We start from the raw sequence: 25,727 nt of genomic DNA on the forward strand, positions 1-25,727 counted from the left end.
CTTTTAAATCCAAATCCATCTCTGTTGTTTCTTCCTCCTATTTGGTGGATGACCAAACTTACTTTTTTGGTAAAAGGTCTGCTTACTTTTCCGGTCGTAGAAACCAAATCCATCTTTCCGTTTCTGGGAATTCCCTTTTTGGAACCCATCCCGATCCTTTTACCATCACCATTCCGATTTGGATGGGGGAACAAGGTGCCGGGTCTGTAATTTTAGATCGAACCGTATTTGTGAAGGGAAAGAAATACGGCATCTCACTCGAGTTAAACGAAAGTAAACCAACCCTCTACGTCAACCACCTACTCCAAAAAACAGAAGGCAGAACCACGAGTTTCATTTTAGAATCACCAGTCAAAATCAAACGTAAGTCTTGGGAAGTGATCTCTCTTTATTTTGATACCATAAACCATCGTTATGTGCTCTACCAAAATGGAATCGAAACTGCGGAATATGAAAATCACCAAGCAGATACCATAGGTTTTGGTTTTCCGGAAAATGATCCCACTCCCCTTGTTCTCGGAAAATCATTTTATGGAAACTTAGATGGGTTTCATATCCACAAAGGCGAACCGGAAGTCGAATACACTAAGTTTGAAGCCGTTCGTTATGATGATGAAACTAAAATTGGTTTTATGGAAGGAAGCACTGCCATCTCCCCCGTTTTAGAAACTAAGTATAGTAACTCTTCACTGACTAAAATCCATTGGAATGTAGAACAACCCAAAGATACTATGCTTGAACTTTACTTTCGAGGATCGAACCAAAAGTTTGTGGATGCAAACACAAACCTTCCTTGGACAAGAATCAAATCTTTAGAGAACGAACTTCCAAAGAATAAATTCAAATTCTACCAATGGAAAGTATGGTTTCGTCCAGACCCTATGGGAAAATCGGTTCCGAACATACAAGCCCTATCTTTTGAATATATAGAACAAACTCCTCCCGACCTTCCCACACGTTTTCGCTTGGAAGAGAATGGAAAACTGGGCCAACCTCTTTGTTTTTTATGGAATTCCAATCATGAAAAAGAAGTCCAAAATGGTGGTGGTTATATCATCCATTACGGTCTCACTCCCAATCGGATGTTAGGTTCTGTTTTTGTAAAAAAAGATAAAACTGGTGCTTTAGGGAAAATTGACGGAAATGAAGACGATAGCAGTTTCCGAAACAAAAGGTTTTGTATCACGGAAGATACTTTGGTGCAAAATATTTATATTCCTGAAGGGGAACTGGGAGCCGATGAATTTCGTCCTCTCGCAGACCAAGTGGATACCTCTAGAAAAGAAAAAAGAGGACTTTTATTCCAACCAGGATTGACTTACTACTTTAGAATATCAGCTTACAACCGCTATCTGAATGAATGGGATTCGAAAGACCAACGAAGTCCCCTCTCTCCCCCCATTTCATTTAGTTTCCCCAAAGAAGTTTCGCACCAGTAACAAAGGAAGGGAGGCCACCTCCCTTTCCAAATCCAAAACAACAACATCCATTCCTTCTTTTAAAGCAATGGACATTTCGATATCGCAAGACTCTGCCATAAACAACTGGGTGCGGAGGCCTTCGGTGTCTAAATCGAAAATGGAATCGGTGAGATCTTCCAGAAAACGCAGGATTTGTTTTTTTTTCTCAACCTCTAGTTCCCCTAAAAGTTGGAATAATAAAAAAATAGAAAGGGAAGAAGTAAAAAATCTTTCGTGGGCATCGAGAGCCTCTAACAGAAGATTTTGGATCTTTTTTTTTCGTGGAGACCGAACAAGAGCAAACAAAACAGAAGAAGTCAAATAGAGTTTCAATCCAGAATCTCCGTAAGAGATACAAGAGCTTGTCTTCTTAATAGTTCTGATTTTTGGATGATTTCATTTTTTAGAGCCATGCGGATGAGTTCGCCTCCGGAAATCCCTCGTCTCGATGCTTCATTTTTTAATAAAATTTGTTCCTCTTCCGAAAGTAGGATTTGGAAACGTTTATCAATTTTTGCCATTAGTCTTCTTCTTCCAGTTCTTTTTCAGCCTTTTCGAATTTACGCCAATACAAATTGGCATCTTGCCACTGCCCGAGTGATTCGTAAAGGGATGCGATATTATAATAAGATTCGGTCAAACGGTAGTCCAACTTCACTGCCTTTTGGAATAGTTTGATCGACTTTTCTTTGTTATCGGAATACCATTCGCTGAAAGCCCAAAGGTAATACCACCGACCCAAATTGGGATCCCTTGGTCTTACTTTCTCCAAATGCAAAACATTCTCTTGGAAGAGTTTGGAAGATAGATTGTAATTTTTTTGGATTAGTTTTGCTTTATTGATCCGGTCTTCTGCCGGTTCATCGGGCCTTGGCACGGACAAATCATTTCTATAAAGGAGTGCTTTCGCATAGAGAAGTTTAAAATACAATTCATTTTGGCTTAGATCAAGATAACGTTCCAAATAAGGAATGGATGTGGTTTCTTCATCGACTTTGTGGAGGTTATAAATCTGTTTTTTGAGAGCAGTTGTTTCTTCTTTTTTTTTACTACCACCAGCCCAGAGTATGGAGACAGAAATAAAAAAGATACAAACTAGTTTAGAAGTATAAGTAAAAGTTCTGTCCATCGTCCGGGAATTTCATTGATTTGATTTCATGGCGGAAAGGTAGTTCCTGTAATTTTTGAATCACAGAAAGATACAAATCCTTAGCCGTTACAATCAACATAGAATTGGGCGATGTTTCAATCAACCTGTCTTTGCTTTCTAAATAAGTCTGCACAGAATCGACAAAATGTTTTTTGGACCTTTCCCATTCCGGAGACGGATGGTATTCGGGCCATTGGATGCGAAGGACTGACGTGGCTCTTTTTCCGCCGAAGGTGGCTTGCATAAAGGAACGAATCATCCAGGACAAACTATCTTTTAAAAATTCAGGTTTACGTTCTTCTTTTTCCACAAGGACATGCAGGGCAGGAATCACTTGGCGGAGTTTATCCTGGATCATTCGTTTGTGTGAGTCGAGAAACTTACTCCTTTCTTCTTTACTGAGAAGGACTAAAAAGATTCCCGGGAATCCAAGAGATTCCATATGGAAGGCAATGATGGCTTCTGTTTGTAATAAAATTTCCCAGGAAAATTTTTTCGCAATGAACCGGTCAAGTCTTACCGTATCGTCCACATCCAGAAGGGCAAACCCTGATTCATCAAAAGGTAAATACGGATCATGGTGTAAAAAAATGAGATTGGAACGGGTGTTATAGTCAAGGCCCGAAGAGATTTGGTTGTGAAAGGAACCAAGGGAATCATTTAAAAACAGATAAGAAAATCGTGGAGATCCAAGCCTTGCTATAAAGTTTTTTGTATAACCGATAATCCCATCATAAGAGATTTCATTCTCTCTATAAATTTTATCGAGTAAACTATATTCAAAACGTTTTTCTTCCGGAATCAAAGTTAAAAAACTTTCCGGAGAAGCCTTCTCTACTTGTGGAAGAGACTCGCCTTTTTTTGTGACTGAGTGGACCAGTTTTTCTAACTCAGGATTAAAAATAGTTTCTCGTTTTTTTTGTACTGCATCTAAAATAGCAATTCGTTTCCAAGCTGCTGGTGGTAGTATTTTGAAACTTGTTTTTTTCACAGGATTTGTATAGTTTATACGGGGTTCCATTTTTGTTTCAATTCCTTCTTTAGGAAACTCTGATTTTTTTATCTCGATCTCTACTACAGGTGACTCATCACTCACCGAAAGGGATTCCCCTAACGCAGGACTATGGTTATGTTCCCACTTACGTTTGATACTTGTCCAAAGCACAAAGAAGATCCAAGGACCTATAAATAAAAACCCAAAACTAAATAGATAAGGAGGAAATGAAGAGTAACGATAGACGGATAAACCCGATAAAAACCCAGGTTTTCCTTGTTCTTTTGCAATATAATAGGAATGAAATTTATGATTTAAAAATCCTACCGATTGTTTTTTGGATTCCAAATGGACAAACTTAGAACTATCATCTCCCCTCCAAGTTCTGGGATTGAATAGAACTTGTTCCTTACTTTTGTTATCCGATAGTTTTGCAGACACCAAAGGAAAATAAAATTCATCTCTATCTTTTTCTTTTTTTGCCTGTAACAGATTGGAATCTAGAACTGCAACAAGGATAGAAATAGAAGCATCCTTTTCATTTCTTTTCGGAATGAGATACACTAAATCAAATTCAGATTCGAGTAAGATGGTGATGGGATGGTTTTCTATCCTTTCAAACAAACCAAAGATCTCTGTTCCAAATCGGTTTTGGATGGATGTGGAATCTGCCTGCCCTTTTTTCCAAAGATAGAGTTCGGAAACTATCCTTTCTGTGGCACCCTGTCCCCCACCTTCTCCCAAACCTTCTCGTTGCAAATTTTTTTCTAAAACAGAAAGTGTTTCTTCAAATTGGATGAGCCTATGTTTAGCCCAAGGTTTGTAATACCGGTAATCAGGAAAAAGTTCGAAACTTTTTTGGTAAAACAAAAGTAAAATCAAATAGGCGGTTACCGGTAAAAGGATTCGCCTTTTGAATTGGAATCCATGGGAATGAGTCACAACCCAAACAAAACGAATATAAAACAATCCAGTAAAAGTTACGAGAAAAAGGATAAAACATCCAAATCGAATTTCATCTGCTTCTGAATCCGACTGGCGAAGTAAATAAACAGAAAAAACATCTGTGGATTCTAAAATGAGTTTTGAATCTTGACCATCTAACTGCCATGAGATGGTCTGTCCCTCTTTACCAGTAAAAAGTCCAAGAAGTTCATGGCTTTCGCGGTCTCCCGTGAGAATCGATTCGTCATTGGTATACAAAATCTTTTGTGATTTGGGATTAAAGGCCCAGTAAAGATATCCATATTCTAAGTTGGCATTTTGAATTTGGGCCGGTATTGGTGGACCCGGTGGAAAAACCACAAAGAACTTTCCGGTTAGATCACGATACACAAAGTCGCCGCTCGCTAATGTTCGGAGTTTTCCTTCCAATAGACCAGAAGGGTCTTGTCTTAATTCTTCCTGGAAGATTTCATTTGTTTCATTTGTACTATGAATGAGTCGCAGGGAATCATCATACAAACGTACAAACTTAAGTCCCAAAGTTTGTTGGATGCGAGTGGTGACGTGAGAGGCGCGGTAAGGAAGTGCCGATTCACGAAAAAAGAACTCGAGTGTGTTTAAGTACTCTTTCGTTCTGTCTTCATCGTAACGTTTTAAGGCAGAAACCAAATTGGATTTCATCCGCAAAGGGCGAAGCCATTCAAAATACCCAAATAAAACGGAGGTAACGAGGAGGGAAACCACCAAGTATCCAAAAAGAATAGACAGGTTTCCGAAATTCCGTTTCATCATTCTAATTATCGGGTTGTGATTGGCAAAAACCAATCAGTCCAAGGAAAGGAATGATTTTTTATGTATTTTTGGACGGAGTGGGAATCGCAAACTACGACCCCAAATCCAATCCATTTAGCCGTTTTGCCAAAGGTTTTTTAGCACCCGTTGGAGGAATCCCGGTAGCGGATGCCGACCTTCCGAAGCTCCTTTCTCCCTTACATTATATCAAAACGGATGCCCATATGGGGGTTCCTGGCCTCCCCCAATCGGCCACAGGACAAACCGCTCTTTGGACAGGAATTCCTGGCCCGAAGGTCCTCGATCGTCATGTGAGTGGGTTTCCCACCATCACCCTTCGTAAAATCATCGCCAAATATTCTCTCATCAAAGTATTAAATGAAAATGGCCACCTAAGTGATTTTCTAAATTGTTTTTCCCCACCTTATCTCAAACACGTAGAAGAAAAACCAAAACTGGTTTCTGCTTCCACCTTAGTCCAGTTAGCTAGTGGCCGACCTTTAAAGAACTTTGATGACCTTAGGAATGAAAGAGGCCTTTATATGGACCTCACTCATGAAATTATGGGAACTATGGGGATTGATATGTTAAAAGCGGGCGATCCACTTCTAGAAAGACGAGATCCTTACCTACTTGGCAAACAATCCATAACTCGATTTGCCCACTACCAATTGGCTTTGTATGAATACTTTCTCACAGATAAGGTGGGACATGCCATGGATTGGGAAAAGGCCGAACTTGTGATTAAAAATTTAGAAGGTTTTTTTCGTGGGATCCTTGAGACTCTGGATCCAGAAAAAGATTTACTGATTGTTTCGAGTGATCATGGAAATATGGAAGACTTAAGCCAAAAAAATCATACGGAAAACCCGGCGGCCACCATTCTCTATGGTAAGAATGCTGACCGCTTCGCTGAAAATATACATTCGCTTGCAGACATTGTTCCGGAAATTTATAAAACTTTCGGAATGGAGGAAGCCCTCCAGAATACAAAAACGAATGAATTTCTAATTAAGTCCGACTAAAACTCTAAATCACTTCCTGATTCTGGTCGGTTGGACACCGAACTTGGTTTAGGTGAATCAGAGTCAGACGATACATCTGAACCATCAAGATCATTATGGTCGGTAAACTGATCGAGTGATTCTTTTTTCCATGCAATCGCCTTGTCGGTAATCTGGTTTTTAGGGTATTTATCTACAATCGTTTGGAATATACCGGCTGCTTTTTCAAATTTCCCTTGTCGGAAATAAATGGTTCCTTTTTTGTATAGAGCCGCTTGGTCGAGCGAATAATCACTGTTATTCAAAGCCTTATTGATATAAGTAAGGGATTCAATCTGTTTTCCCATCGCATCATAAGACAAAGCGATGTAATACAAGGCTTCCTCTTCTTTTTTGGGGCTTGGATTGACACCAATTCCTTTTTGAAATAGTTCAATCGCCTTTACATAATTTTTCTTAGTATAATTATCTTTCGCATCTTTAAAAACAGAGTCTTTGTATTCTCCAACTACCTTTTCATCGGCTCCGGATAACTGGTCAGCGGTTTCAATGTATTCATCAAATACATCAAAGGAAGCCCAATCTTTTCCTAATTTACGAAGGGATCTTCCCCAACCAATTCTTGATTCTGTATTGTTCGGATCTTCTTGTAAACCTAAGGTATAATTTTTACGTGCTGTTTCAAAATGGCCGGTTTTATAATAAAAATCACCAAGAGCCAAAAAGGATTTAGATCGGAGTTTATTATCGGAGCTAGCTTGTAAAACGGACTCTAAATGAGCTTTACCTTCCGATTCGTTCCCAATCTTTAAAAGTAAATTTCCAAGAGAGTAACTTAACCGTTCTTTTTCTTCTGGTTTTAAACTAGAATTCTTTTTTAGATCTTTGTAAATATCAAGGGCTGGATAAAAATCAGAATTCTTTTCTAGAGCCCTTGCTTGGTTGTATTTGATTTGGAATTCATACTTTTCCAGACCACGTTTTCCAGCTAACTCAGAAAAGATGACAATTGCTTTCTCTTTACTTTGTGGGTTGGATTGTTTTAAGTATTCTTCCCCTTCCGCAATTTTTTCTAAAATCGCTTGGGATTGGTCTTCCTTTGCAGAAATATTAGTTTGGTAGTAAGCAGTAGAAAGACCTGCAACAATAAATAAAAAACCTGCTAAGGTTACAATGATTCGATTCATAAATTCCCTCTACCCGCCTGACTTAGGGTTTGATTCGTCCAAAATTCCACTCGAGTTGGTGAATAGGACTTTGTTTCCCTTTTCAAAAAACATTTTAATGCTTTTTTTGTATCACCCGTTTTCAACGCACTCACTCCCAGAAAGAACATAGCCTTTCCTCGTAAGTATACATTGGATTCGTTTTTTAAATATTCTTCTAACCGATAGACAGCTGTTTCATATTTTTTTCTAATGACTGTTTCTTTAATGATCCGATTCAGATCGGTTTGACCTAAATCGTAATTTACCGTTGCTGATGTTTCTTCTTTAAAATCATTTACCTGTTCCGGTTCTCTCGGTGGTAAAGAATCTGTCGGAGTGACCGCATGTTCATTTTTATAAATTTCTGATTTTTCAGGTTCTTTTTTTGGATGAGACTCTGCTACCACATTCGGTTCTTCCGGTGGAAGGTTGTCCTTTGAAAAATCATATTTGAAATAAGATACATTTTCTTTCAATTGGTAGTCTTCTGGAATCCCACTAGACTTAGCAGTCACACCAAAATAGAGTTCATCGATTTCTTTTAGTTCTTTGATAAAAAAATTAGTTTTGGGATGTACTACGGTTGCCACTTTCACAACAGAACCTTGTCCGAAAGAAGAGGCACCTTGGTTGAGTGGTTTCACCGAAGCATACAAACTATAAACAGTGGTTTCATCAGCAGCTTCTGGACTGATCCAACTAATCACAGCACCTTTGCCGACTCGTTCGTAACCAAGTCCACGAACATGCATGACACCACCCAAATCCGTATGAGTGTCGTTAGATGCTACTTCTTGTTTTGGTTTTTTAGGAGAATCTTCCACAATGACTTCTGCATTGGTTTTCTCCGTTTGTTTGATATAAAACACTCTTAAAGTGGACTTTTTATCTTCCAAGGGAAGAGTTTCTTCACCACCCGCTTGTTTGACAGAAACTCCATAATACAACGTTTGGGATTTTTCCAAATCTTGGTCTAAAAAAGAATTCACTGGATGAGTGACTTCGGCCAATTTTTCTGCTTTTTGCATCAGAGGTAAACTTGTGAGAGGAGAGTTAGAACGATAAACAGTATACTGAGTTCTTCCCGCAGTAGCACCGTTTGGTGGTGTCCAGTTCAAACGAACATACTTTCTTTCGATACTCGCGGTAATTCCAGAGACCCCTCCCACCATCGATTGGATTCCGGCATCCGCAGGAAAGGCTGGGAAATCAGGATTTTGTCCCACAACAGGAGTTCCATTTTCTTCCGCAATATGTACGGGAACTACAGTATAATTTTGGTTTGAAAATAATTTGACTTCGCGCCGACGAACATCCGCTACCATAACGATCGCGTAATAATAGGTTCCCGGTTTCAAATTATAATCAAAATACAAACGAGTGGCATTGGTCCCGGAGGCTTTGTACCGTCCAAGAGAATCGGCAATGTATAACTTATCTGGGCTATCAATCATAACCGTGGAACGAGCCACGATGATTTCCCCATCTTGTTTGGGCGGATCCCAATCCAATCGAATCGATTTTTTATCAGGCAGAAGGCTTGCATGAATTGCCTTAGCGATAGTGGGATAACGGCTTTCCTCAAACCCAGAATCTGCCGAAACCGGAACTAGCGACAATAGTAGTACAACCGTCCAAAGTTGAATCGAGAACTTCATACTTAGATTTTCGGTGGTAAAGGTCCCCTAATTGAATTTTTCGTTTGTACTTTCCCAGCTTTTCTCTGAGAATTGTCATTATGTCCGAAACGGAATACTACCGTTCCCAAAGTTACCAGGAATACCTACTCTCGAGCCATAGAAGAGAGGTCTGTCCCCCTGAGGACGTGTACGCCTTTTTCAATTGGAAGGGACTGAACAACCTGGTCGACTTCGGAAGTGGGCTTGGGTTCTACTTCCAAGAATTTCGGAAATGGTTTCCTCATGTCTGGATTTGGGCCGCCGAATGCCAACAAGAGATCATAGATATGGTTTTACGCCGTAAACTGATGGAGGGTATCGAACAACTCACTCCTTTCCATATGGACCAGTCCGACCACCCCTTACTACCGGAATGGGTACCCGTTCCAGAAATCATCTTTGCCTCTCTCAGCCTTTCTACTTTCCCAAACCCAGGTTTGGCGATGGATGGTCTCATCCGCTCCATGAAATCGGGAGGCAGATTATTCATTATCGATTGGTCCAAAACCGAATCGGGATTTGGTCCCAAAATCAATGAGAAGATATCCATGGATAAAATGAAATTCCTTGCGGAGGAATACAAACTGGATGTCACTAAATCAGGAAGGATTTCGGAACATTTTTATGGAATGGAAGTAACAGCAAGTCCTAGTTTTATTTATGGATACTACGATCTAAAAGAAGAGGAAGATGACGACACGGCTGTCTTCAAACAATAATCTAAAAAAATAGAACCAAACATTCTTCTCGTTCCGCTCACTATTTATGTGGAGTGAAGAACAAAAATCCATCATCCATTCCCGTCATTCCATCAAACAAGTGATTGCTGGTGCCGGTTCAGGAAAAACTGCCACCATGATTGGACTTTTGGAAGAAAGGGAAAAAGAAAATTCCATCCCTCCCGAAAACACTCTCATTGTCACCTTTACCAAAAAAGCCACGAACGAATTCAAAGAACGCTGCCATAAAAAAGGACTCTCTACCAACTATCATATCTCCACCTTTCATGCGTTTTGTTACTATGCCTTAAAAAAATATGATAAGACCAAAGAATGGTCTCGTTACAGGCTCCTTAGTGAATCAAAAAAATGGGAAATTGTAAAAGAAATCTTATCTCCTATACAATGGGAAATTGGTGGAATTCCCTTTCCCATTCTCTTTAAAAATAACGGGAACCGTTTCCGAGAGCTTTCCTCCGATGTTTACGAATCCTTTCAGTCCTCTTTTCGCTTGTGGAAGATAGAAAATCACTACTTCGAGTTTGATGATTTGATTTTTGATTTCCTTCGATTTTTGGACAGTCCGTCCGCGGACCTCGTCAAGGAAAAATGGAAAGCCCTTATCATAGACGAGTTCCAAGACACAGACGAAACCCAACTCCAGATCATTCAAAAAATGAATTTCCAGTCCATCACAGTAGTTGGTGATGATTGGCAGGCCATCTATGGATTTCGAGGAGCCACTCCCAAACCATTTTTAGAATTTCCCAACCATTTCCCGAGAGTGGTTCAATACCATTTGTCCACTAACTACCGTTCTAAGAATTCCATCATCACGGCCTCCCTACTTCCGCTAAAACCAAACAAAGACAAAATTCCGAAACTAGTAAAAACCTTCCGGAATGAAAAAGGAACTTTCCTTGTAGAACGAATCAAAGATACGGAAACAAGGCCCATGGAGATTTGGAAGGAGTGGTTTGCAAAAGACCCAACAAGCATTCTACTCACCCGAAGCAATTACCGGAAAAGCGAATGGATCAGTCACGGTGTCCCTCCATCACAAATCATGACCATCCACAGTGCCAAAGGATTAGAATTCACAACGGTAATTCTCGATCTAGTTCTTGGTTGGAGTGAAGACACAGAAGATACCAACGAAGCGGAAGAACGAAGGATTCTCTATGTAGGCCTTTCACGAGCAAAAGACAATTTGGTTCTCTTAATTTCTGATACCACCAAACCCGAACGGCTCGCTGATCGTATGAGTGGAGATTTTTCAATCAGGAACCGATTTAGAAATCGTACTTTACGGTGGGTCCGGCTCTGGTGAAGTGGTTTTACCTTGGGGGATTAGCTCAGTTGGTTAGAGCGCTACCTTGACATGGTAGAGGTCACTGGTTCGAACCCAGTATCTCCCAAGGATATTCAAACACCTGCGTCTTTTCATTTTTTAAAACCACACTCTTTTAAGTTTCCGCTTGCATCTCATTCCCTTGGCTTTAAGATTCGAACCGATGAAACTTAAGTTCCTCGCAGAAGAATTCCTTTTGGCATTGTATTTTTTGGTATTTAGTATTGTCTCCGGACTTGTTCTTTATTGGGGAGAAGGTTCCGCTGGGACGAAACTTGCTGCGCTCACTCTCTTATTCCATATTAGTTTTGCCGGCCTCTGTAAGGTCTTTCGTTGGCACACTCCGTTTCGGATTTGGAAATTCCTGGTTCCCTTGTCGATTCTTATGGTATTTCCCGATTGGTTTTTATCTACCGTATTACAAGTATTAGTATTTCCAGAAGATGGATTTATGAAAATCGGAACTGTTTCTGGTTATATGGCAGGGCTTTGGGCCATTCCTTTATTTATCTGCGTGTATTCAGGAATTAAACTCGAAGAAATGTCTGTATCCATTATCGGCACCTGCCTTTGGGTAGGAATCATTGCCTTAGTCATTTTTGGAACTTCGGAAGCAACCATGTGGGTTCTTGGATCTTGGCATGCACAAGATGTGAAGATGTGGGGAAAAGTAGCCTATTATGTGTTAGTTCCTGAAATGATTTTAGGGATCACTGCTTACCTCGCCTACCAAGGATTTTCCTATTCTGCGTATATCTTTCAGATGGCGATTGGCTTTTTAGTGATGATTCTTTATATTGGAAATCTTTCTTTCTTTTACCTTCTCATTGAAAAAATTCTATAAAATTTCTGTATCAATAGTCCTTACCACTCTCCTTGTGATTTTACTGGGAGAGGGTCTTCTGCGGTTTGTATCCAAAACAAATTCCGAAGAGATTCGTTATAAAGAAATCCATTGTTTGTACGGGTTTTCTGAAATTCGCCTTTGTCCCAATGTGAAGGACAAGTTTACCCGTAATGATGGAAAAACTTGGGACATCCAAACCAATTCTTTGGGAGAACGAATTCTAGAGGAGGAATCCAACACCACCAATCTTTGGTTAATCGGTGATTCGATGGCTATGGGGTATGGACTCACCACCGAAGAAACACCCGCTTTTTATCTGAAATCAAAACATAAAATAAATACGCGAGTGCTTGCAGTGGATGCCATTGGAACGAATGGAATTTTGCGACTCCTAAAAGAAGGTGTGGCCAAAACCAAACCTGAAGACCAGCCCAAACATATCTATTGGATCTGGAATCCATCCGACTTTATTGATGACGAAAGAGAAAAAAGAGGACTAAAACGTTATCTTTATCCCATCCATTACCAACTCATCCGAAATTCTGATCTCTACCGAAAACTCCTTCCTTCCCCTCCTACCAATGTGTACACTTCGTCCGGTGATCCCATCCTCTATCCGAAAGATCATATCACTTATACCAATTTAAGAAATTTTTTTAATGATCCTTCTTTACCACATGGCAAAATTTCGATTCTATTTAGTTGGGGGATGTCCAAATCAGGAATCCCTGATACCAAAGATCCCAATTACGAAATGGCAAAAAATTTCTTTAACGAACAAGGAGTGAAAACCATCGACCTCCGCCATAGGACAGAAGTTTTGTTTGGGGAACAAAAACAAGTTTATATCCCGAATGATGGCCATCCAGGCCCTGACTTGTCCAAACTTTTTGCCGATGCCATTGCGAAGGACTTCTTAAATTTGCCTTAGAAATGCTTGATTCCTATCTCGATTTCTAAAGTTTAGAGGGATATGATTCAAAACTGGAAACGATGGGGAGCCATTGTCCTATTTTTCCCGTTCGCGTTACTTGCTTTGGAAAGTATTTTACGCCTTTCCAATCCGCCTGCTTTACGTTATTACCGCGATGTCAAACTTTTGCATGCTTACCATCCTGAATACGGGGTGGCCTTAGAACCTAACGAAAGCCGCTTTGTTCGCCACTACGCAGACCTATGGCAAGGCCAATTCACAACCAATTCCCTCGGCCTTCGCGGATTAGAAGAACCGATTCCAGGAAAACCCAAACTACTTTGTCTTGGTGATAGTTTAGTGATGGGATTTGGTGTTTCGGATGAGGACACATTTTGCTCCAGGCTCGATGGGTTCGAAGAGAAGGGAGAAACATTCCAAAGTCTCAACCTAGGTGTGGATGCTTATGGATCCCTTGGATCTTACAAACGATTGAAAGACATGTCCTCGCAAATCGACAATATCAAAACCGTATTATTTTTTATCTCACCAAATGATTTTACAATGCCTAACGAATTACGAGCCCAAGGCATTCTCCCCGATGATGAAAGTGATGCTTTGCATGAAAATGATCCTGTTTGGAAACAAAACTTTCGCATTCAATTTGAACTCACAAGGGTTTCGTATCTTTTGCAAGCCCTCAAACTTGCCTATGAACAAACAAAAGTTAAATTTGCACAAACCAAGTATTTAGTTTCTACTGATACAAAACTTCTCACAACTTCCCCTATTGTCTATCTACGAGAAACTTTCATTCTTCCCGTCAAACAACAAAAATGCGAAGAAAATACTGAATTCATTTGCCCGGCCCCCATCCAAAATCTAGATGTAGTCTGTTCGGATTCTCCGATTGACCCGAATTCCTTGGAACCACTCCCAGAAACCACAACAAGGGCTTATGATTTGATGATTAACCTCTCCAAAGAAAAGGGATACCACTTTGTTCCCGTCATCCTTCCTATGCAAATCGAAGAAGTTTATTGTAGGCAAATCGGAAAATACAATGCTCTCGGAACCTATGCCATCCGTGCTAAACGTTATTTAGATTCCAAAGGTGTCAAAACTCTCGATATCCTTCCTTATACCGACAAAATGTGTGGTCGTGAATTTACCTTAAATGGAAAAACAAAAAAAGCAAGAATCCAAGACTATTACATTCCTGGCGATGGCCACCTAACAAAAATTGGGAATTTATGGGCTTCTGAGTCCATTAGTCATGCCCTAAAGGAAATAAAATAACATGCTTTTTAATTCCGTTCATTATTTGATTTTTGCTCCCGTTGTTATTTTTGTATATTTTCTGATACCCAAACGATTTCAGGGACTCTGGTTATTCATTGTTAGCTTGTACTTTTATGCAATTTTCAGGATTCCGTTTCTCATCCTTCTTGTTTTTTCTTTTGTAATTACAAAACTTGCCGTCGACTACATGGAGTTAACCTCCTCCAAACCCAAAAAAATCTTTTGGTTGAATGTTGCTGTTTGGACTAACTTAAGTTTACTTTTTGTTTTTAAGTATTTGGATTTTTCCATCACTGTTTGGAACCAAACTTTTTCTTTAACTCCCTGTGATCCCGAATTTGTGCAAAAATCGGGAATCCTTTTACCCATGGGGATTAGTTTTTTCACCTTACAAGCAGTATCATATGCCGTGGATGTTTACAAAGGTGTGGTGGTACGGGCCAAGTCTGTTTTCCATTTCGGACTTTTTCTCGCATTTTTTCCCCAACTGGTAGCCGGACCCATCTTACGTGCCAGTGATGTCCTCCACCAATTTTTAGATTCTAAGGACTTCACAAAAGAAAATCTCAAACAAGGTTTGAAACAACTCTTCTGGGGAATTTTCAAAAAGACCTTCATTGCCGATCCTGTATCCTATGTGATCGATCCCATGTATGCCAATCCCACCGAATACAATTGGATTGCTATCTGGATTGCGGCTTTCTTATTTGCAGTGCAAATCTATTGCGATTTCTCTGGATATTCCGACATTGCCATTGGAACCGCAAGAATTCTAGGATTTCACATTCCCAAAAACTTTGATCGTCCTTTTTTATCAGGAACACTCAGTGAACTTTGGCGGCGTTGGCATATTTCCTTTAGTTCTTGGTTACGAGATTATGTTTACATCACTCTCGGTGGAAACAGAAGGGGTGAGATTATGGCCTACGTCAATCTCTTCATCACAACCTTTGTTTCTGGAATTTGGCATGGGGCCGATTGGACTTTCGTTTTTTGGGGAACTCTCCACTCCACAATGATGGTGGTTGAAAAATTTGTATTTAAATTTGAAACCATGCGAAACGCCTGGAACCGAGTTCCTCGTGCCATCCAACCCATATATCCAGTAGGGGTTTTTGTACTGTCTTGTTTTTTCTTTCGAGCAAAACCAACACCAGAAGTTCCGACAGGTATGGGTATCACAAATATCATGTTAGAACGTGCTTTTACGGGAGCCAGTGGTGCCTTCCCACAAATGAGTGTTAGTTTAGTAATTCTTGTTGGATTTTTGTTTTTAGTTGATATCTTACAAGACAGAAAAGAAGACCGGTTTGCTTTTATCACAGACAATCTCTATTTCTTAATCCCGACTTGTATTTTACTCTATATCACTTCGTTTATTATTTATAGTGTAACAGTATCCAGTCCTTTCCTCTACTTCCAATTTTAAATAAAAAAGCCGGTAAAGATTACCGGCTTCATTCTAAAAATCAAAAGGTATTTTCTAAATAGAATTTTAATTAGATTCTATATTTTATTACCATTCAGATTTTCTAATTTATCTATCTTCGATTCCTATTTTAGAATTCTACTTTTGGTGCATTCTCGATGGTTTTTTCATCTTCTACAGTAAAGGTTGCTTTGGATGCATAACCAAATGCTTTTGCTGTGAGAACCGCAGGAAATTGACGAATGTATATATTGTATTCTTTCGTTGATTTGATGAACCTGTTTCTTGCTACAGTGATTCTATTTTCTGTTCCTTCCAACTGTGCCATCAAATCAGAGAAGTGTTGGTCTGATTTTAATTGTGGGTAGTTTTCTTGGATCATAAGGAGTCTGGACAATGCAGATCCCAATTGGCCTTGTGCTTGATCGAATTTTTTTAAACTCTCAGGATTGTTCACAAGTTCCGGTGTTGCTTGGATGGAACCAATTTTGGCCCTTGCTTCCGCAATGTTTGTCATAATCTCTTTTTCTTGATTCGCAAATCCTTTGACTGCAGAAACCAAATTGGGAACTAGATCAGATCTTCTTTTGTACTGATTGAGTACTTCTGCCCAAGAAGCAGTCACTTCTTCATCCAACGCTTGGATACTATTGTAACCACAGTTGGTAAGTAATGTTGCCATTAGGGAAACGAGGAAAACGGTTCGAAACATTCTTGTCATGCTGATTGTATACCTACCCTTTAGTCGGTCTGCAACACCAATTTGTTAAAAAATTTAATATCGATACGGTTTTGTGGCCCTTGTCCATTGGCTCTCTGATTGATTTAAATAAGCCTCTAGGTCAGAATCAGATAGATTTCCGTTCAAATATTCTAAGAGAAGCTTGTCACCAGCAAGAAGTTCAATGGCAGGTCTGTCGGAACGAAACTCATACACCCCTTTCAAGTATTCAAATTCGTTAGGGAATAGTTCTGCGACTTGTTTTAAAAAATACAAAGTAAAATACAGGGACTGAAACTGTTTGGGTTTCAAAACCATCAACTGGTATCCTTCACAAATGGAGCCAACATATTTATGAAAGGTGGGTAAAAAACGTAAATTCCGTAACCGGAACAAACCTGGTTGGTGTAATTGCATTCGTTTGTCCAATTCTTCTTTGGGTTTCCCCAGAAGGTAAGGAGCACCAAAGGTTTCAAAAGGTTTTGTTGTCCCCCGCCCTTCTGAAAGATTCGTTCCTTCTAAAAGGCACATACCCGGATACACCAAACAGGTATTTTGTGTTGGAATATTAGGAGAAGGAGGGACCCATTCCAGATGAGAAGTTGATTTGGGATGGATCACACCCACGGGAACCACTACAACATCCACTTTCCATTGAAACGTTTCGTTGTAATAAGATAAAAGTCCCCCGGGAGTCAGGCCGTGCCTGTGTAAAACAGAAGTCACTCCCACAAAGGATTCAAATTCTTTTTGTAAGGGTGTACCTTCCACCTTAGTTCCAATGGGATTCGGAGAATCGATGACGAGTAGAAGCGGGGCCTTTCCTCTTTCTTGTTTGATACGAGAAAGTTCCCCTAATATATAATAGGCCGTTGTTAAAAAAGTATAATAACGAGAACCCACATCTTTGATATCGATGATCACCACATCCACATTGGTCAATGTTTCTCTAGGGGGAACGAGGCTTTTCTCTTCTTTTCCATAGAGGTTGACTATCTGCATTCCACCAAAGAGATACAACAATTCGTCCCCACTCACTTGGTCTTGTAATTCAGCAAAGAGTCCATGTTCTGGTAGGAAGATTGTTTTTAGATCAAAAATTTCGGAATAGGTTTGGTAATGGTATTTTCCTTCATATCCGAAAGCACTTTGGTTGGTGAGAATTGCCGCCTTACAGCCGCTTAACTTACTAATATTTTTTAAAAACTTCATTTTGTCTTTCGAATCTGTTCCTTGGTTTCCAGGGCCAATTCCCAAATCTTTCGGATTTTGTCTTCGTCAACGGGCAGCCCAGATCCAAACAAATCTCGGAAAGCAGTTAATTGCTCAATGAAATCATCAATGGATTTACGTAAAAAAACTTGATTCTCTTTGAAAATAGAAATCCACATATCCGAATTGGATCCAGCGATCCTTGACATATCCCGAAACCCACCACCTGTGATTGGTTTTTGAATTCCAAGAACTTCCTTCATGGTTGCAGAATTTTCTCCGGCCACATTCACTAGTAATGTAGAGATCACGTGAGGAAGATGAGAAAGGTAAGCCAAGGTTTCATCGTGTGACTTAGAATCCATCTCCATAGTCCAAGATCCAACCGATTCCCAAAATAGACGCACCCACTCCAAACTCGAGTTAGATGCCGCTTTTGGTTTGGTCAAAATACAAAGTTTATCTACATAAAGATCTACGACTGCAGCCTCAGGTCCGGCTTGTTCGGATCCACACATCGGGTGGGTCGAAATATAATGATGAGTGGTATTTCCATAATAGGATTCTACAGCAGTAATGATGGTTTCTTTGGTAGATCCCAAATCCATAAAAATTGTATTCCCTGACTTAGGCAAACTAGGAATGATCTTAAGGATCGATTCGACAGGGGTACTAAAAACCACCAAATCGTAATTAGTCCAATCAGGTGATAAAAACTCTTTTTGTAAAAAAACTTGGTTGGCTAAACTCTTTTCCAAAATCGTAGTTTTACTTTTTTCAGAACGAACGACGGCGGTAATCACAATGTTTGGAAATTTTGTGCGTAAAGAAATAGCAAGCGAGCCTCCCATAAGCCCCATGCCATAAATCAAAACCCGGTTTAAGTTCATGTGGGAAAAGATCCAGCCGTTGGATAAGAACCTAAAAGTTTAAATAATGTACATTGGGATTTTACTTTTCCGAGAAGATCGGCAATTTTTGGATCTTCTTTGTGACCAATAAAATCTACGAAAAAATGATATTCCCATAGGTTTCTTTTTAGTGGTCTGGATTCAATCTTAGTTAGATTGACGGCTCCATCATTAAAGGTTTTTAAAATAGCAAACAAAGACCCTGTTTGGTTCGGAATCGAAAACACAATGGAGGTTTTATCTTCTTTTGTTTTCGGTGAGGATGTTTTACCAATCACCAAAAACCGAGTGGTGTTTCCCGAATAGTCTTCAATCCCTTCGGCAACCACATTCAATTGATAAATTTCACCGGCAATTTTAGAAGCGATCGCAAGTCCGTCTTTTCTTTCAGAAACTAACTTTGCCGCCATAGCGGTGGAGGAAGTATCCACTACTTCTGCATTGGGAAGGTTGGCCGAAATCCAATTGCGGCACTGTTCGTTCCCAATTCGAATTCCATAGATTTTCTTAACGGCCGCAAGATCCGTTTCAAATCCGAGTAAAGAAAAAGAAATTCTTTGGTATAACTCAGAGTAAACGACAAGATCTGTTTCTAAAAACATATCGAGTGTGGAACTGACTTGGCCTTCGGTAGAATTTTCTACAGGAACCACTCCGTAATCCAACTTCCCCTCTTCCACCATACGAAATACATCGGGGATGGAGGTTTGTGGGGCGGCATCAATGGAGGTTCCAAATTTAGAACGAAGGGCCGAATGAGAAAAACTCCCTTCTGGTCCTAAAAATCCAATCTTTAACGGATGTTCTAAGGCAATGGTTCCGGACATCATCTCCCGGTAAATGGCACGAATGACCGATGCAGGAAGTGGACCACCAGATAACTTAGTTACCTTTTCATATACATCTTTTTCACGATCGGGGCGATAGATTGGCCCACCAGATTCTTTTTTCACACGACCAATCTCTTGTGCGAAGCCTGCCCGTTTTTGAATGAGTGCAATGATTTCCGTGTCTAATGAATCGATACCAGCTCGGAGTTTTTTTAATTCTTCTTCTGCACTACTCATTTCAGGCCTCTTCTTGTAACTCTTCCGGTAGTGTGCTTAAATCAAAGTCAGGATTCATTTCCGTTTCATCGGTAACAATGATGGATTCAGGAGAAAACTCTTCGAATTTCAGTTCCTTTACTTCCACAGGTGTCGGAAGGTCAGTGAGTTTACTGAGGCCAAAGTGTAACAGAAATTCATTGGTAGTTCCGTATAACGTGGGTCTGCCGGGAACTTCTTTTTGTCCCACAGCTTTCACCAATTTTTTTGACATGAGACTTGCCACCATGGCCCGAGAAGAGACACCTCGAATTTCATCGAGTTCTGTCAAGGTGACAGGTTGTTTGTAAGCAATGATAGCAAGGGTGTCCAAAGTTCCACGAGAAAGAGTTTCTCTTTTTTTATCTTTAAAGATATGTGCTAGGATTTCGCTGTATTTTTGATTCGTGATGAATTGGTATCCACCGGCGATTTCTCTCAGTAAAAAACCGCCTTCTTTTTCTTGGTAATCGAGGATGAGTTCGTCTAGGAGTTCTCGGGCTTCTGTTTTTTCGATCCCGGCAGACTTGGCAAGTGCAGACAATTTGACCGGATCCGAAGATAAAAAGAGAAGTGCCTCAAGAAGGCCCTTAGTATAAGTTCTTTCTTCCAAATTGGTCTAAACCTTGACTATTTTGATTTCACCGAAAACTGCATGTTGGAGAACTTTGCAAACTCGGATTTTAACAACTTCTAATACGGCAAGGAAGGCAGCGACGATTTCTTTTTTTTCCGGTTTTTCCGTTTCGAACAAATCCATAAAATGAATTTCCCCGGTTTTTTCTAAAAGATTCTGTAAATATGCCATTTTATCTTCTACGGAGTATTGGGCCACACCCTCGTAGATGGGTAGAAGGTCTTCTACCTCATTGGAACTTTCTTGTTCCAAAATCGAATTGAACGCGGAGATGAGATCCACAAGGCTAACATCCAACCAAACTTCGGTTTCATCCAATACTTGGTTCGTTTCCCGAGTGAACATTCCTGCCGTCAACCGGTCGAGTTCCGCCAGGCGTTGTCCGGCCATTTGGAATTTTTTGTGTTCGAGTAATTTATCTACAAGCTCTTTCGGAAGAGGAGGATTGTAATCCTCTTCTTCAAAACCAGGATCCGGCAATAAAGCCTTGGATTTTAAATATACCAAATGAGCTGCCATTACGGCAAACTCAGAAGTAAGTTCAATCGATAGGGACTGACTCGTTCTCAGAAATTGAATGAAATCAGATGTGATACGCGAAAGGGAGACTTCAAAAATATCAACCTTATAACTATCAATCAGAGACCATAGAACCGTTAAAGGTCCTTCTGTCAATCCTCCGTCCTGGTTCTGCCACCGGACGATAAACTCCGGGGTTTGGGACACGGTTTATAAACCTAATGCTTTTGCTGCTGCTTGTTGCAATCTTTCTGGTGGGAAAGGTTTTACGACAAAATCCTTCACACCCATCTTAATTGCTTTCGCAAGTAAGTCTTCTTGACCAAGAGCCGTTACCATAATGATTTTAGCAGAAGCATCAAATTTAATGATTTCCTTTGTTGCTTCGATTCCATCTTTTTCACGCATAGTAATGTCCATAGTCACTAAGTCCGGTTTGAGGTTTTTGTATTGTTCTACCGCAATATTACCGTTCTCAGCTTCACCTACGATCTCGTGACCCGCACCAACTAACGCATCTTTTACGAGCGTTCTCATGAATTTTGCATCATCTACAACCAAAATTCTTGCCATATTAATTCCCTCTCGACTTTAATAATTCTATCATCTTTGGTACTAAATCATCCACAGGAAGGACAAAATCAATCCCTCCCATTTCGACTGCAACACGGTTCATTCCGTACACTACCGATGTTGCTTCATTCTGCGCCAGAGTAATACCACCCTTGGCGTGAATGTTGGTGATTGCTTGCGATCCATCTTTTCCCATACCTGTCATGATCATGGATAAAAGATGATCTCCACCGTAAGCTTCCACCAAACTATCAAACAATACTTCAATGGATGGTCGATGCCCATTGACCTGCCCTGCATGGGTAAGTTCAATGACACGATCCTTTCCTTTTGTGATTACCTTCATTTGATAATCACCAGGAGCAATGTAAGCGGTTCCCGATTGCACAAGGTCACCTTGTTCCGCTTCTTTCACTTGTATTTTAGACAAGGAATTCAATCTGTCCGCAAACGCCTTCGTAAACCCCGCCGGCATATGTTGCACCACAAAGATAGGTTTCGCAAAATCTTCCGGAATGCCTGCAAAGACAGTTTGTAAGGCTTTGGGTCCTCCTGTGGAAGTCCCTATTCCGATAGCGTCTACTTTGATCGGTTTTTGAAAACTTTTATTTAATTGGCGTTCAGTCCGATCCAACCTTGGCTGAATTTCTGGGCTTGGTAGCCTAGAATCGGAAAATCCTTTGATTTTTGCGGACAAAACCGCAGCCACATCTTCCGGTGAAAACTGATTTCCGCTGGATGGTTTCGGAATGAAGTCAACTGCCCCGAGCTCCAAAGCTTTGAAAGTGGCATCGGCCCCATGTTGGGTGAGCACCGACAACATAATCACATGTGTGGAGAGTTTTAGTTTTTTGATTTCCGCGAGGGCCGTAAGACCGTCCATAATCGGCATCTCAATGTCCAAAACAATAAAGTCAGGTTTTAGTTTATCAGCTAAATCAATACAATCCATTCCGGTTTTGCCGGTAGCGATGACTTGTACTTCATCCTTTTTGGTGAGGACATCACTTAAGATATTCCTCACAAGGAGTGAGTCGTCGATGATAACAACGGTAGGTTTTTTGTTCATGATTTATGGATCAAATCTACCAGTTCGTCAAAATCAGGTAAGAAAATCAGAACACCAATTAGATTACTTCCTTGGTGGTTGAATTCTGTGTGCATGGACAAAAACTTAGTTCGTTCTGGTTTTACAATGTCGATCACATCCATAAAACTACCTGTAATCATTTCTGGAACCGAAGGTAAAACTTCCTTTTTCAATTTATTAGAAAGTGAGTTCATCACACTCGAACAAACGATATTGGAAATTTCAGAGAGAACAGAAACCATATCTTCAGAAAGTTTATGAGTGCTACCCTCTGCATATTTAGCATCTTCCGAACCAAGTAATTCTTTGGCAATTTCTGATCCATTGTCTTCGGAAAACATCATAAGAAGGTTTCCGTTGAGATCTCCGGTCATCCGAATTTTCATTCCAAAGAACTGATCCATGGAATAACGAAATTCTTTTGCCAAACCTTCGCGGTCGGTGAGTTTGATTTCAGGAATAAAAAGTTCTACTTCTTTACCAACTAACTGAGAAAGCACGACACCGGCATTCATCATACCAGTATTGACAATGTTCTCTAGTTTTTTGATATCTTTGGAAGACATGATTTCGTTGATCGCGTCTGAATTCAGAGCGGCCACTTGATTCAATCGTTCTTCTTTTTGTTCAACGAAGCCTTTGATGATTTCTGCGGCTTGTTCTCTTTCCGTAAGTTTAACTGTTTCAATTTTTGCAACATCGGCCAAACGATGGATTTCATCTGTTTTGTGATCAATCACAAGAGTGGATGTGGATGTCTGAGAAGATTCACTAGAATCGCCATTCACAACAGTTTCTGTTTTGATTACTTCTGTTGTGATTTTGAGGTTGGTTGCAGGTTCTTCGGCAAATACTTCTTCTTTGGGAACGATGACATGTTTTTCGATTTTATGTTTATCTTTTTTAACACGTGATTTGTCTTTTGCACGTAACTCTATCAACTTCGCATTATAACGGTTGGTAGGGTGATTGGATTTAAACATATACTCAGAATCTGACATTTCTAGAGATCGGATGGTGGAGGCACGTTTCATCATATCCCCTGCTACCAATTTGTCAGACCAGTCTACTTTGTCGGCGGCAATCTCTACAAGACCTGGAATGTCCAAAACGAGGATGATGGTTCCATCACCCATAATGGTGGCTCCCGTGAGTCCTTGGATGTCTTTGAAGTTTTTACCGAGTGACTTGATTACGGTTTCATGTTTTCCAATTAAGTCATCTACCATAAAGCCCAGTTTTCTCGTTTTGTAATTCACGATGACAACGGGAACTTCCACCATCTCTTGTTTGTCGGCAAGACCAAGGATACGATTCAAACGGTAGATAGGCAAAACCTCTCCTCGTAAGTTGATGATCTCGTGTCCTTCGAGTGTGGTGATTTGGTCCAGATTGACTTTGATGGTTTCGGAGACTTCGGATAGAGGGAAGGCATAGACTTCCTCTTCCATAATGACAAGAATCGAAGGAATGATGGCCAGTGCTTGTGGGAAGGAAAGAGTGAAAGAAGAACCCTTTCCCTCTTCTGAATGGATGAGGATTTTGCCCTTAAACTCTTCGATGAGTTTGTTCACGACATTCATCCCCACACCACGTCCCGAAATATCGGAAATTTTGTCGGCAGTGGAAAAACCAGGAGCAAAGATAAATTGGAAAATATCTGATTCCGAAAGGTTCTGTGCATCCGTATCGCTAACAAGCCCTCGTTCGATGGCTTTTTTTAGGATTTTATCTTTATTGAGTCCTTTTCCATCATCTCGAATTTCCACAAGGATATTGGACCCGCCTTGGTAAGCATTGAGCTCAACAGTACCTTCTTCCGGTTTCCCTGCTGCCCTTCTTTCCGAAGGAGATTCAATTCCATGATCCACAGAATTGCGAATGAGATGGATGAGTGGTTCCCCAATCGCATCGATTACTTTTTTATCGAGTTCTGTGTTTTCACCGCGAAGTACAAGGTTTACTTGTTTTCCAGTTTCTAAAGAGAGATCCCGAATGAGTCTTGTGAAACGATTGAATACAGATCCAATCGGAACCATTCGGATGTTCATAATTCCTGTTTGTAGGTCTTTGGAAATTCGATTGATTTGATCGATTTTTCCTTTGAGTTCATTGAAGAGCGAGTCTTCACCAAACTGTGCAACCAAATCATCATAGATCTTTTGGAATCCAGAGTTAGTAATGACAAGTTCTCCAACGTTATTCATAAGTTGGTCTAGTTTGTCAGAAGATACCTTGATGGTTCTCATAACTACTTTAGAGTCAGTTACCGCTTTATCAAAGTTAGCGGAACCTTTCACCGCATGTTTTTCTTCAGGATCTGATAGAGAATGCGTAGTATTTCCGGCCTCCGAGGATATTCCTTCGGATCTTTTTTCGAGGGCTTCCATTTCTGTTTCCGGGAGTTGGATTTCTTCCACAGAAAGACTGTCTACCATATCGATATTACACTGAACGTGTAACTCATGTTTGTTGTTTTTGGTAACAGTAATGAAGGAAAGGGCAAAACTACCTTGGCCATTGTCCAAAGCATCTTCTGTAGGATTACATTTGATGATGGTGCCGGATTGTTTGACAGACTGTACAATCAGCAGAAGTCTTAGGTTCTGCATGGGAGTGTCGTCTTTTAATTTTAAGTTCACAGAGAAAGCAGAAAGGCCACTGTCTTCTTTTAAAGACTGACGAATTTCAGAAATTTCATCTTCGGTTAAACTAAGGGAAAGACTAGAACTATCAGTTTGTTTTGCAGAGGAACTTGGATTTGATTTAGAAGCACTAGACTTAGGCCCAGTTTGTGTTTGTGCGGCTTCATAATCCTGAAGTTTTTTAATCATGTCCGTAAAGGGGGTTTCCACCTTCACGCCGTTCGCAACACCTTCGATCACTTGTTTGATGAGATCAAAACATTCAAATAATAAATTCACCAACTTAACGTTGATTTCTAAACTCCCTTCCCTAATTTTTTGGAGAAGGTTTTCCATCGTGTGGGACAAATCAGAAAGATTGTACAATCCAACGAAGGCAGAAGAACTTTTTAAAGAGTGTGCTGCACGAAAAATATCATTGATGATTTCCGGGTTTTCATGGTCTTTTTCGAGTTTCACCAAATTGGAATTTAATTCCTCAATTTGATCCTCGGATTCTTCCAGGAAAACTTCTGTGTATTCGCCTAAAATTCCAGCCAAT

At 40.2% G+C, this 25,727-nt stretch carries 23 protein-coding genes and 1 tRNA gene; 9 read left to right on the forward strand and 15 right to left on the reverse strand.

The features are described from left to right. A partial coding sequence (locus JWG41_RS13460; protein ID WP_205270452.1) for a concanavalin A-like lectin/glucanase occupies positions 1 to 1,439 on the forward strand: 1,439 nt, incomplete at its 5' end. Here the strand turns inward: JWG41_RS13460 and JWG41_RS13465 are convergent. From JWG41_RS13465 to JWG41_RS13480, 4 genes are read right to left on the reverse strand one after another with little or no spacing between them, the layout of a single operon-like run. Beyond that, a complete protein-coding gene (locus JWG41_RS13465; RefSeq protein WP_205270453.1) occupies positions 1,404 to 1,793 on the reverse strand; it encodes a hypothetical protein in 390 nt (129 codons plus the stop codon). The genes JWG41_RS13460 and JWG41_RS13465 overlap by 36 nt on opposite strands. Further along, the gene (locus JWG41_RS13470; RefSeq protein ID WP_205270454.1) at positions 1,790 to 1,981 is read right to left on the reverse strand and encodes a CopG family transcriptional regulator; all 192 of its coding nucleotides are present in this window, start codon (positions 1,979 to 1,981) and stop codon (positions 1,790 to 1,792) included. The genes JWG41_RS13465 and JWG41_RS13470 overlap by 4 nt, the downstream gene beginning before the upstream one ends. Further along, positions 1,981 to 2,589, reverse strand: a complete 609-nt coding sequence (locus JWG41_RS13475) for a tetratricopeptide repeat protein (RefSeq protein WP_205270455.1) — start codon at positions 2,587 to 2,589, stop codon at positions 1,981 to 1,983. Before JWG41_RS13475 ends, JWG41_RS13470 begins: the two co-directional genes overlap by 1 nt. Next, complete coding sequence (locus JWG41_RS13480) at positions 2,561 to 5,341, reverse strand: hypothetical protein (RefSeq protein WP_205270456.1); 2,781 nt, start codon at positions 5,339 to 5,341, stop codon at positions 2,561 to 2,563. The genes JWG41_RS13475 and JWG41_RS13480 overlap by 29 nt, the downstream gene beginning before the upstream one ends. 50 nt (positions 5,342 to 5,391) lie before the next feature. Between JWG41_RS13480 and JWG41_RS13485 the strand changes: the two genes are divergently transcribed. Beyond that, the gene (locus JWG41_RS13485; protein WP_205270457.1) at positions 5,392 to 6,366 is read left to right on the forward strand and encodes an alkaline phosphatase family protein; all 975 of its coding nucleotides are present in this window, start codon (positions 5,392 to 5,394) and stop codon (positions 6,364 to 6,366) included. Here the strand turns inward: JWG41_RS13485 and JWG41_RS13490 are convergent. Continuing rightward, entirely contained in the window at positions 6,363 to 7,532 is a 1,170-nt protein-coding gene (locus JWG41_RS13490) for a tetratricopeptide repeat protein (protein ID WP_205270458.1), read from the reverse strand. The genes JWG41_RS13485 and JWG41_RS13490 overlap by 4 nt on opposite strands. Then, on the reverse strand, positions 7,529 to 9,211 hold the full coding sequence (locus tag JWG41_RS13495; RefSeq protein ID WP_205270459.1) for a tetratricopeptide repeat protein: 1,683 nt from the start codon (positions 9,209 to 9,211) through the stop codon (positions 7,529 to 7,531). The genes JWG41_RS13490 and JWG41_RS13495 overlap by 4 nt, the downstream gene beginning before the upstream one ends. Positions 9,212 to 9,291: 80 nt before the next feature. Between JWG41_RS13495 and JWG41_RS13500 the strand changes: the two genes are divergently transcribed. The 7 genes from JWG41_RS13500 (at position 9,292) to JWG41_RS13530 (ending at position 15,793) form a co-directional block, all read left to right on the forward strand. After that, positions 9,292 to 9,951, forward strand: coding sequence for a class I SAM-dependent methyltransferase (locus tag JWG41_RS13500; protein WP_205270460.1), 660 nt, complete (start codon positions 9,292 to 9,294; stop codon positions 9,949 to 9,951). Positions 9,952 to 9,997: 46 nt separating this feature from the next. Beyond that, positions 9,998 to 11,281 carry a UvrD-helicase domain-containing protein gene (locus JWG41_RS13505; RefSeq protein ID WP_205270461.1) on the forward strand — a complete coding sequence of 428 codons (1,284 nt, stop codon included), beginning with the start codon at positions 9,998 to 10,000 and terminating at the stop codon, positions 11,279 to 11,281. 14 nt (positions 11,282 to 11,295) lie between these two features. Further along, positions 11,296 to 11,369 (forward strand) — tRNA-Val (locus JWG41_RS13510). Positions 11,370 to 11,465: 96 nt separating this feature from the next. Further along, positions 11,466 to 12,146 carry a DUF6989 domain-containing protein gene (locus tag JWG41_RS13515; protein WP_205270462.1) on the forward strand — a complete coding sequence of 227 codons (681 nt, stop codon included), beginning with the start codon at positions 11,466 to 11,468 and terminating at the stop codon, positions 12,144 to 12,146. Next, on the forward strand, positions 12,130 to 13,080 hold the full coding sequence (locus JWG41_RS13520) for an LA_2486 family SGNH/GDSL-type esterase (protein ID WP_205270528.1): 951 nt from the start codon (positions 12,130 to 12,132) through the stop codon (positions 13,078 to 13,080). Before JWG41_RS13515 ends, JWG41_RS13520 begins: the two co-directional genes overlap by 17 nt. A gap of 42 nt (positions 13,081 to 13,122) precedes the next feature. Next, a complete protein-coding gene (locus JWG41_RS13525) occupies positions 13,123 to 14,361 on the forward strand; it encodes an LA_2490 family SGNH/GDSL-type esterase (protein ID WP_205270463.1) in 1,239 nt (412 codons plus the stop codon). A 1-nt stretch (position 14,362) separates the two neighbouring features. Beyond that, positions 14,363 to 15,793: an MBOAT family O-acyltransferase gene (locus tag JWG41_RS13530; protein WP_205270464.1), complete on the forward strand. Its 1,431-nt coding sequence runs from the start codon at positions 14,363 to 14,365 to the stop codon at positions 15,791 to 15,793. Between the two features lie 130 nt (positions 15,794 to 15,923). On the opposite strand, the gene JWG41_RS13535 is transcribed toward JWG41_RS13530, so the two are convergent. The 9 genes from JWG41_RS13535 to JWG41_RS13575 are packed head-to-tail and all read right to left on the reverse strand — an operon-like array spanning position 15,924 to position 25,726. Further along, positions 15,924 to 16,514, reverse strand: coding sequence for a LemA family protein (locus JWG41_RS13535; RefSeq protein WP_205270465.1), 591 nt, complete (start codon positions 16,512 to 16,514; stop codon positions 15,924 to 15,926). Between the two features lie 54 nt (positions 16,515 to 16,568). Continuing rightward, positions 16,569 to 17,726 carry a DUF1343 domain-containing protein gene (locus JWG41_RS13540; RefSeq protein WP_205270466.1) on the reverse strand — a complete coding sequence of 386 codons (1,158 nt, stop codon included), beginning with the start codon at positions 17,724 to 17,726 and terminating at the stop codon, positions 16,569 to 16,571. Continuing rightward, positions 17,723 to 18,616: a prephenate dehydrogenase gene (locus tag JWG41_RS13545; protein ID WP_205270467.1), complete on the reverse strand. Its 894-nt coding sequence runs from the start codon at positions 18,614 to 18,616 to the stop codon at positions 17,723 to 17,725. The genes JWG41_RS13540 and JWG41_RS13545 overlap by 4 nt, the downstream gene beginning before the upstream one ends. Then, positions 18,613 to 19,704 (reverse strand): prephenate dehydratase, encoded by a 1,092-nt coding sequence (pheA, locus tag JWG41_RS13550; protein WP_205270468.1) that lies wholly within the window; start codon positions 19,702 to 19,704, stop codon positions 18,613 to 18,615. Before pheA ends, JWG41_RS13545 begins: the two co-directional genes overlap by 4 nt. 1 nt (position 19,705) lies before the next feature. Then, positions 19,706 to 20,335 (reverse strand): SMC-Scp complex subunit ScpB, encoded by a 630-nt coding sequence (gene scpB, locus JWG41_RS13555; protein ID WP_205270469.1) that lies wholly within the window; start codon positions 20,333 to 20,335, stop codon positions 19,706 to 19,708. 6 nt (positions 20,336 to 20,341) lie between these two features. After that, complete coding sequence (locus JWG41_RS13560) at positions 20,342 to 21,085, reverse strand: segregation and condensation protein A (protein ID WP_205270470.1); 744 nt, start codon at positions 21,083 to 21,085, stop codon at positions 20,342 to 20,344. Between the two features lie 3 nt (positions 21,086 to 21,088). Further along, entirely contained in the window at positions 21,089 to 21,451 is a 363-nt protein-coding gene (locus tag JWG41_RS13565; RefSeq protein ID WP_002975323.1) for a response regulator, read from the reverse strand. 1 nt (position 21,452) lies between these two features. Continuing rightward, positions 21,453 to 22,520, reverse strand: a complete 1,068-nt coding sequence (locus JWG41_RS13570; protein WP_205270471.1) for a protein-glutamate methylesterase/protein-glutamine glutaminase — start codon at positions 22,518 to 22,520, stop codon at positions 21,453 to 21,455. Then, on the reverse strand, positions 22,517 to 25,726 hold the full coding sequence (locus JWG41_RS13575; RefSeq protein WP_205270472.1) for a chemotaxis protein CheW: 3,210 nt from the start codon (positions 25,724 to 25,726) through the stop codon (positions 22,517 to 22,519). Before JWG41_RS13575 ends, JWG41_RS13570 begins: the two co-directional genes overlap by 4 nt. Position 25,727: the final 1 nt, after the last annotated feature.

This window comes from Leptospira chreensis, from assembly GCF_016919165.1.
Lineage (GTDB): Bacteria > Spirochaetota > Leptospiria > Leptospirales > Leptospiraceae > Leptospira_A > Leptospira_A chreensis.

Bases quoted from the DNA above. Each gene is read 5' to 3' on its own strand.
- JWG41_RS13565 (WP_002975323.1), bottom strand. From the start codon at position 21,451: ATGGCAAGAATTTTGGTTGTAGATGATGCAAAATTCATGAGAACGCTC.
- JWG41_RS13570 (WP_205270471.1), bottom strand. From the start codon at position 22,520: ATGAACAAAAAACCTACCGTTGTTATCATCGACGACTCACTCCTTGTG.
- JWG41_RS13540 (WP_205270466.1), bottom strand. From the start codon at position 17,726: ATGAAGTTTTTAAAAAATATTAGTAAGTTAAGCGGCTGTAAGGCGGCA.
- JWG41_RS13475 (WP_205270455.1), bottom strand. From the start codon at position 2,589: ATGGACAGAACTTTTACTTATACTTCTAAACTAGTTTGTATCTTTTTT.
- JWG41_RS13470 (WP_205270454.1), bottom strand. From the start codon at position 1,981: ATGGCAAAAATTGATAAACGTTTCCAAATCCTACTTTCGGAAGAGGAA.
- JWG41_RS13515 (WP_205270462.1), top strand. From the start codon at position 11,466: ATGAAACTTAAGTTCCTCGCAGAAGAATTCCTTTTGGCATTGTATTTT.
- JWG41_RS13530 (WP_205270464.1), top strand. From the start codon at position 14,363: ATGCTTTTTAATTCCGTTCATTATTTGATTTTTGCTCCCGTTGTTATT.
- JWG41_RS13525 (WP_205270463.1), top strand. From the start codon at position 13,123: ATGATTCAAAACTGGAAACGATGGGGAGCCATTGTCCTATTTTTCCCG.
- JWG41_RS13485 (WP_205270457.1), top strand. From the start codon at position 5,392: ATGATTTTTTATGTATTTTTGGACGGAGTGGGAATCGCAAACTACGAC.
- JWG41_RS13535 (WP_205270465.1), bottom strand. From the start codon at position 16,514: ATGACAAGAATGTTTCGAACCGTTTTCCTCGTTTCCCTAATGGCAACA.
- pheA (WP_205270468.1), bottom strand. From the start codon at position 19,704: ATGAGTAGTGCAGAAGAAGAATTAAAAAAACTCCGAGCTGGTATCGAT.
- JWG41_RS13505 (WP_205270461.1), top strand. From the start codon at position 9,998: ATGTGGAGTGAAGAACAAAAATCCATCATCCATTCCCGTCATTCCATC.
- JWG41_RS13495 (WP_205270459.1), bottom strand. From the start codon at position 9,211: ATGAAGTTCTCGATTCAACTTTGGACGGTTGTACTACTATTGTCGCTA.
- JWG41_RS13500 (WP_205270460.1), top strand. From the start codon at position 9,292: ATGTCCGAAACGGAATACTACCGTTCCCAAAGTTACCAGGAATACCTA.
- JWG41_RS13545 (WP_205270467.1), bottom strand. From the start codon at position 18,616: ATGAACTTAAACCGGGTTTTGATTTATGGCATGGGGCTTATGGGAGGC.
- JWG41_RS13490 (WP_205270458.1), bottom strand. From the start codon at position 7,532: ATGAATCGAATCATTGTAACCTTAGCAGGTTTTTTATTTATTGTTGCA.
- JWG41_RS13480 (WP_205270456.1), bottom strand. From the start codon at position 5,341: ATGATGAAACGGAATTTCGGAAACCTGTCTATTCTTTTTGGATACTTG.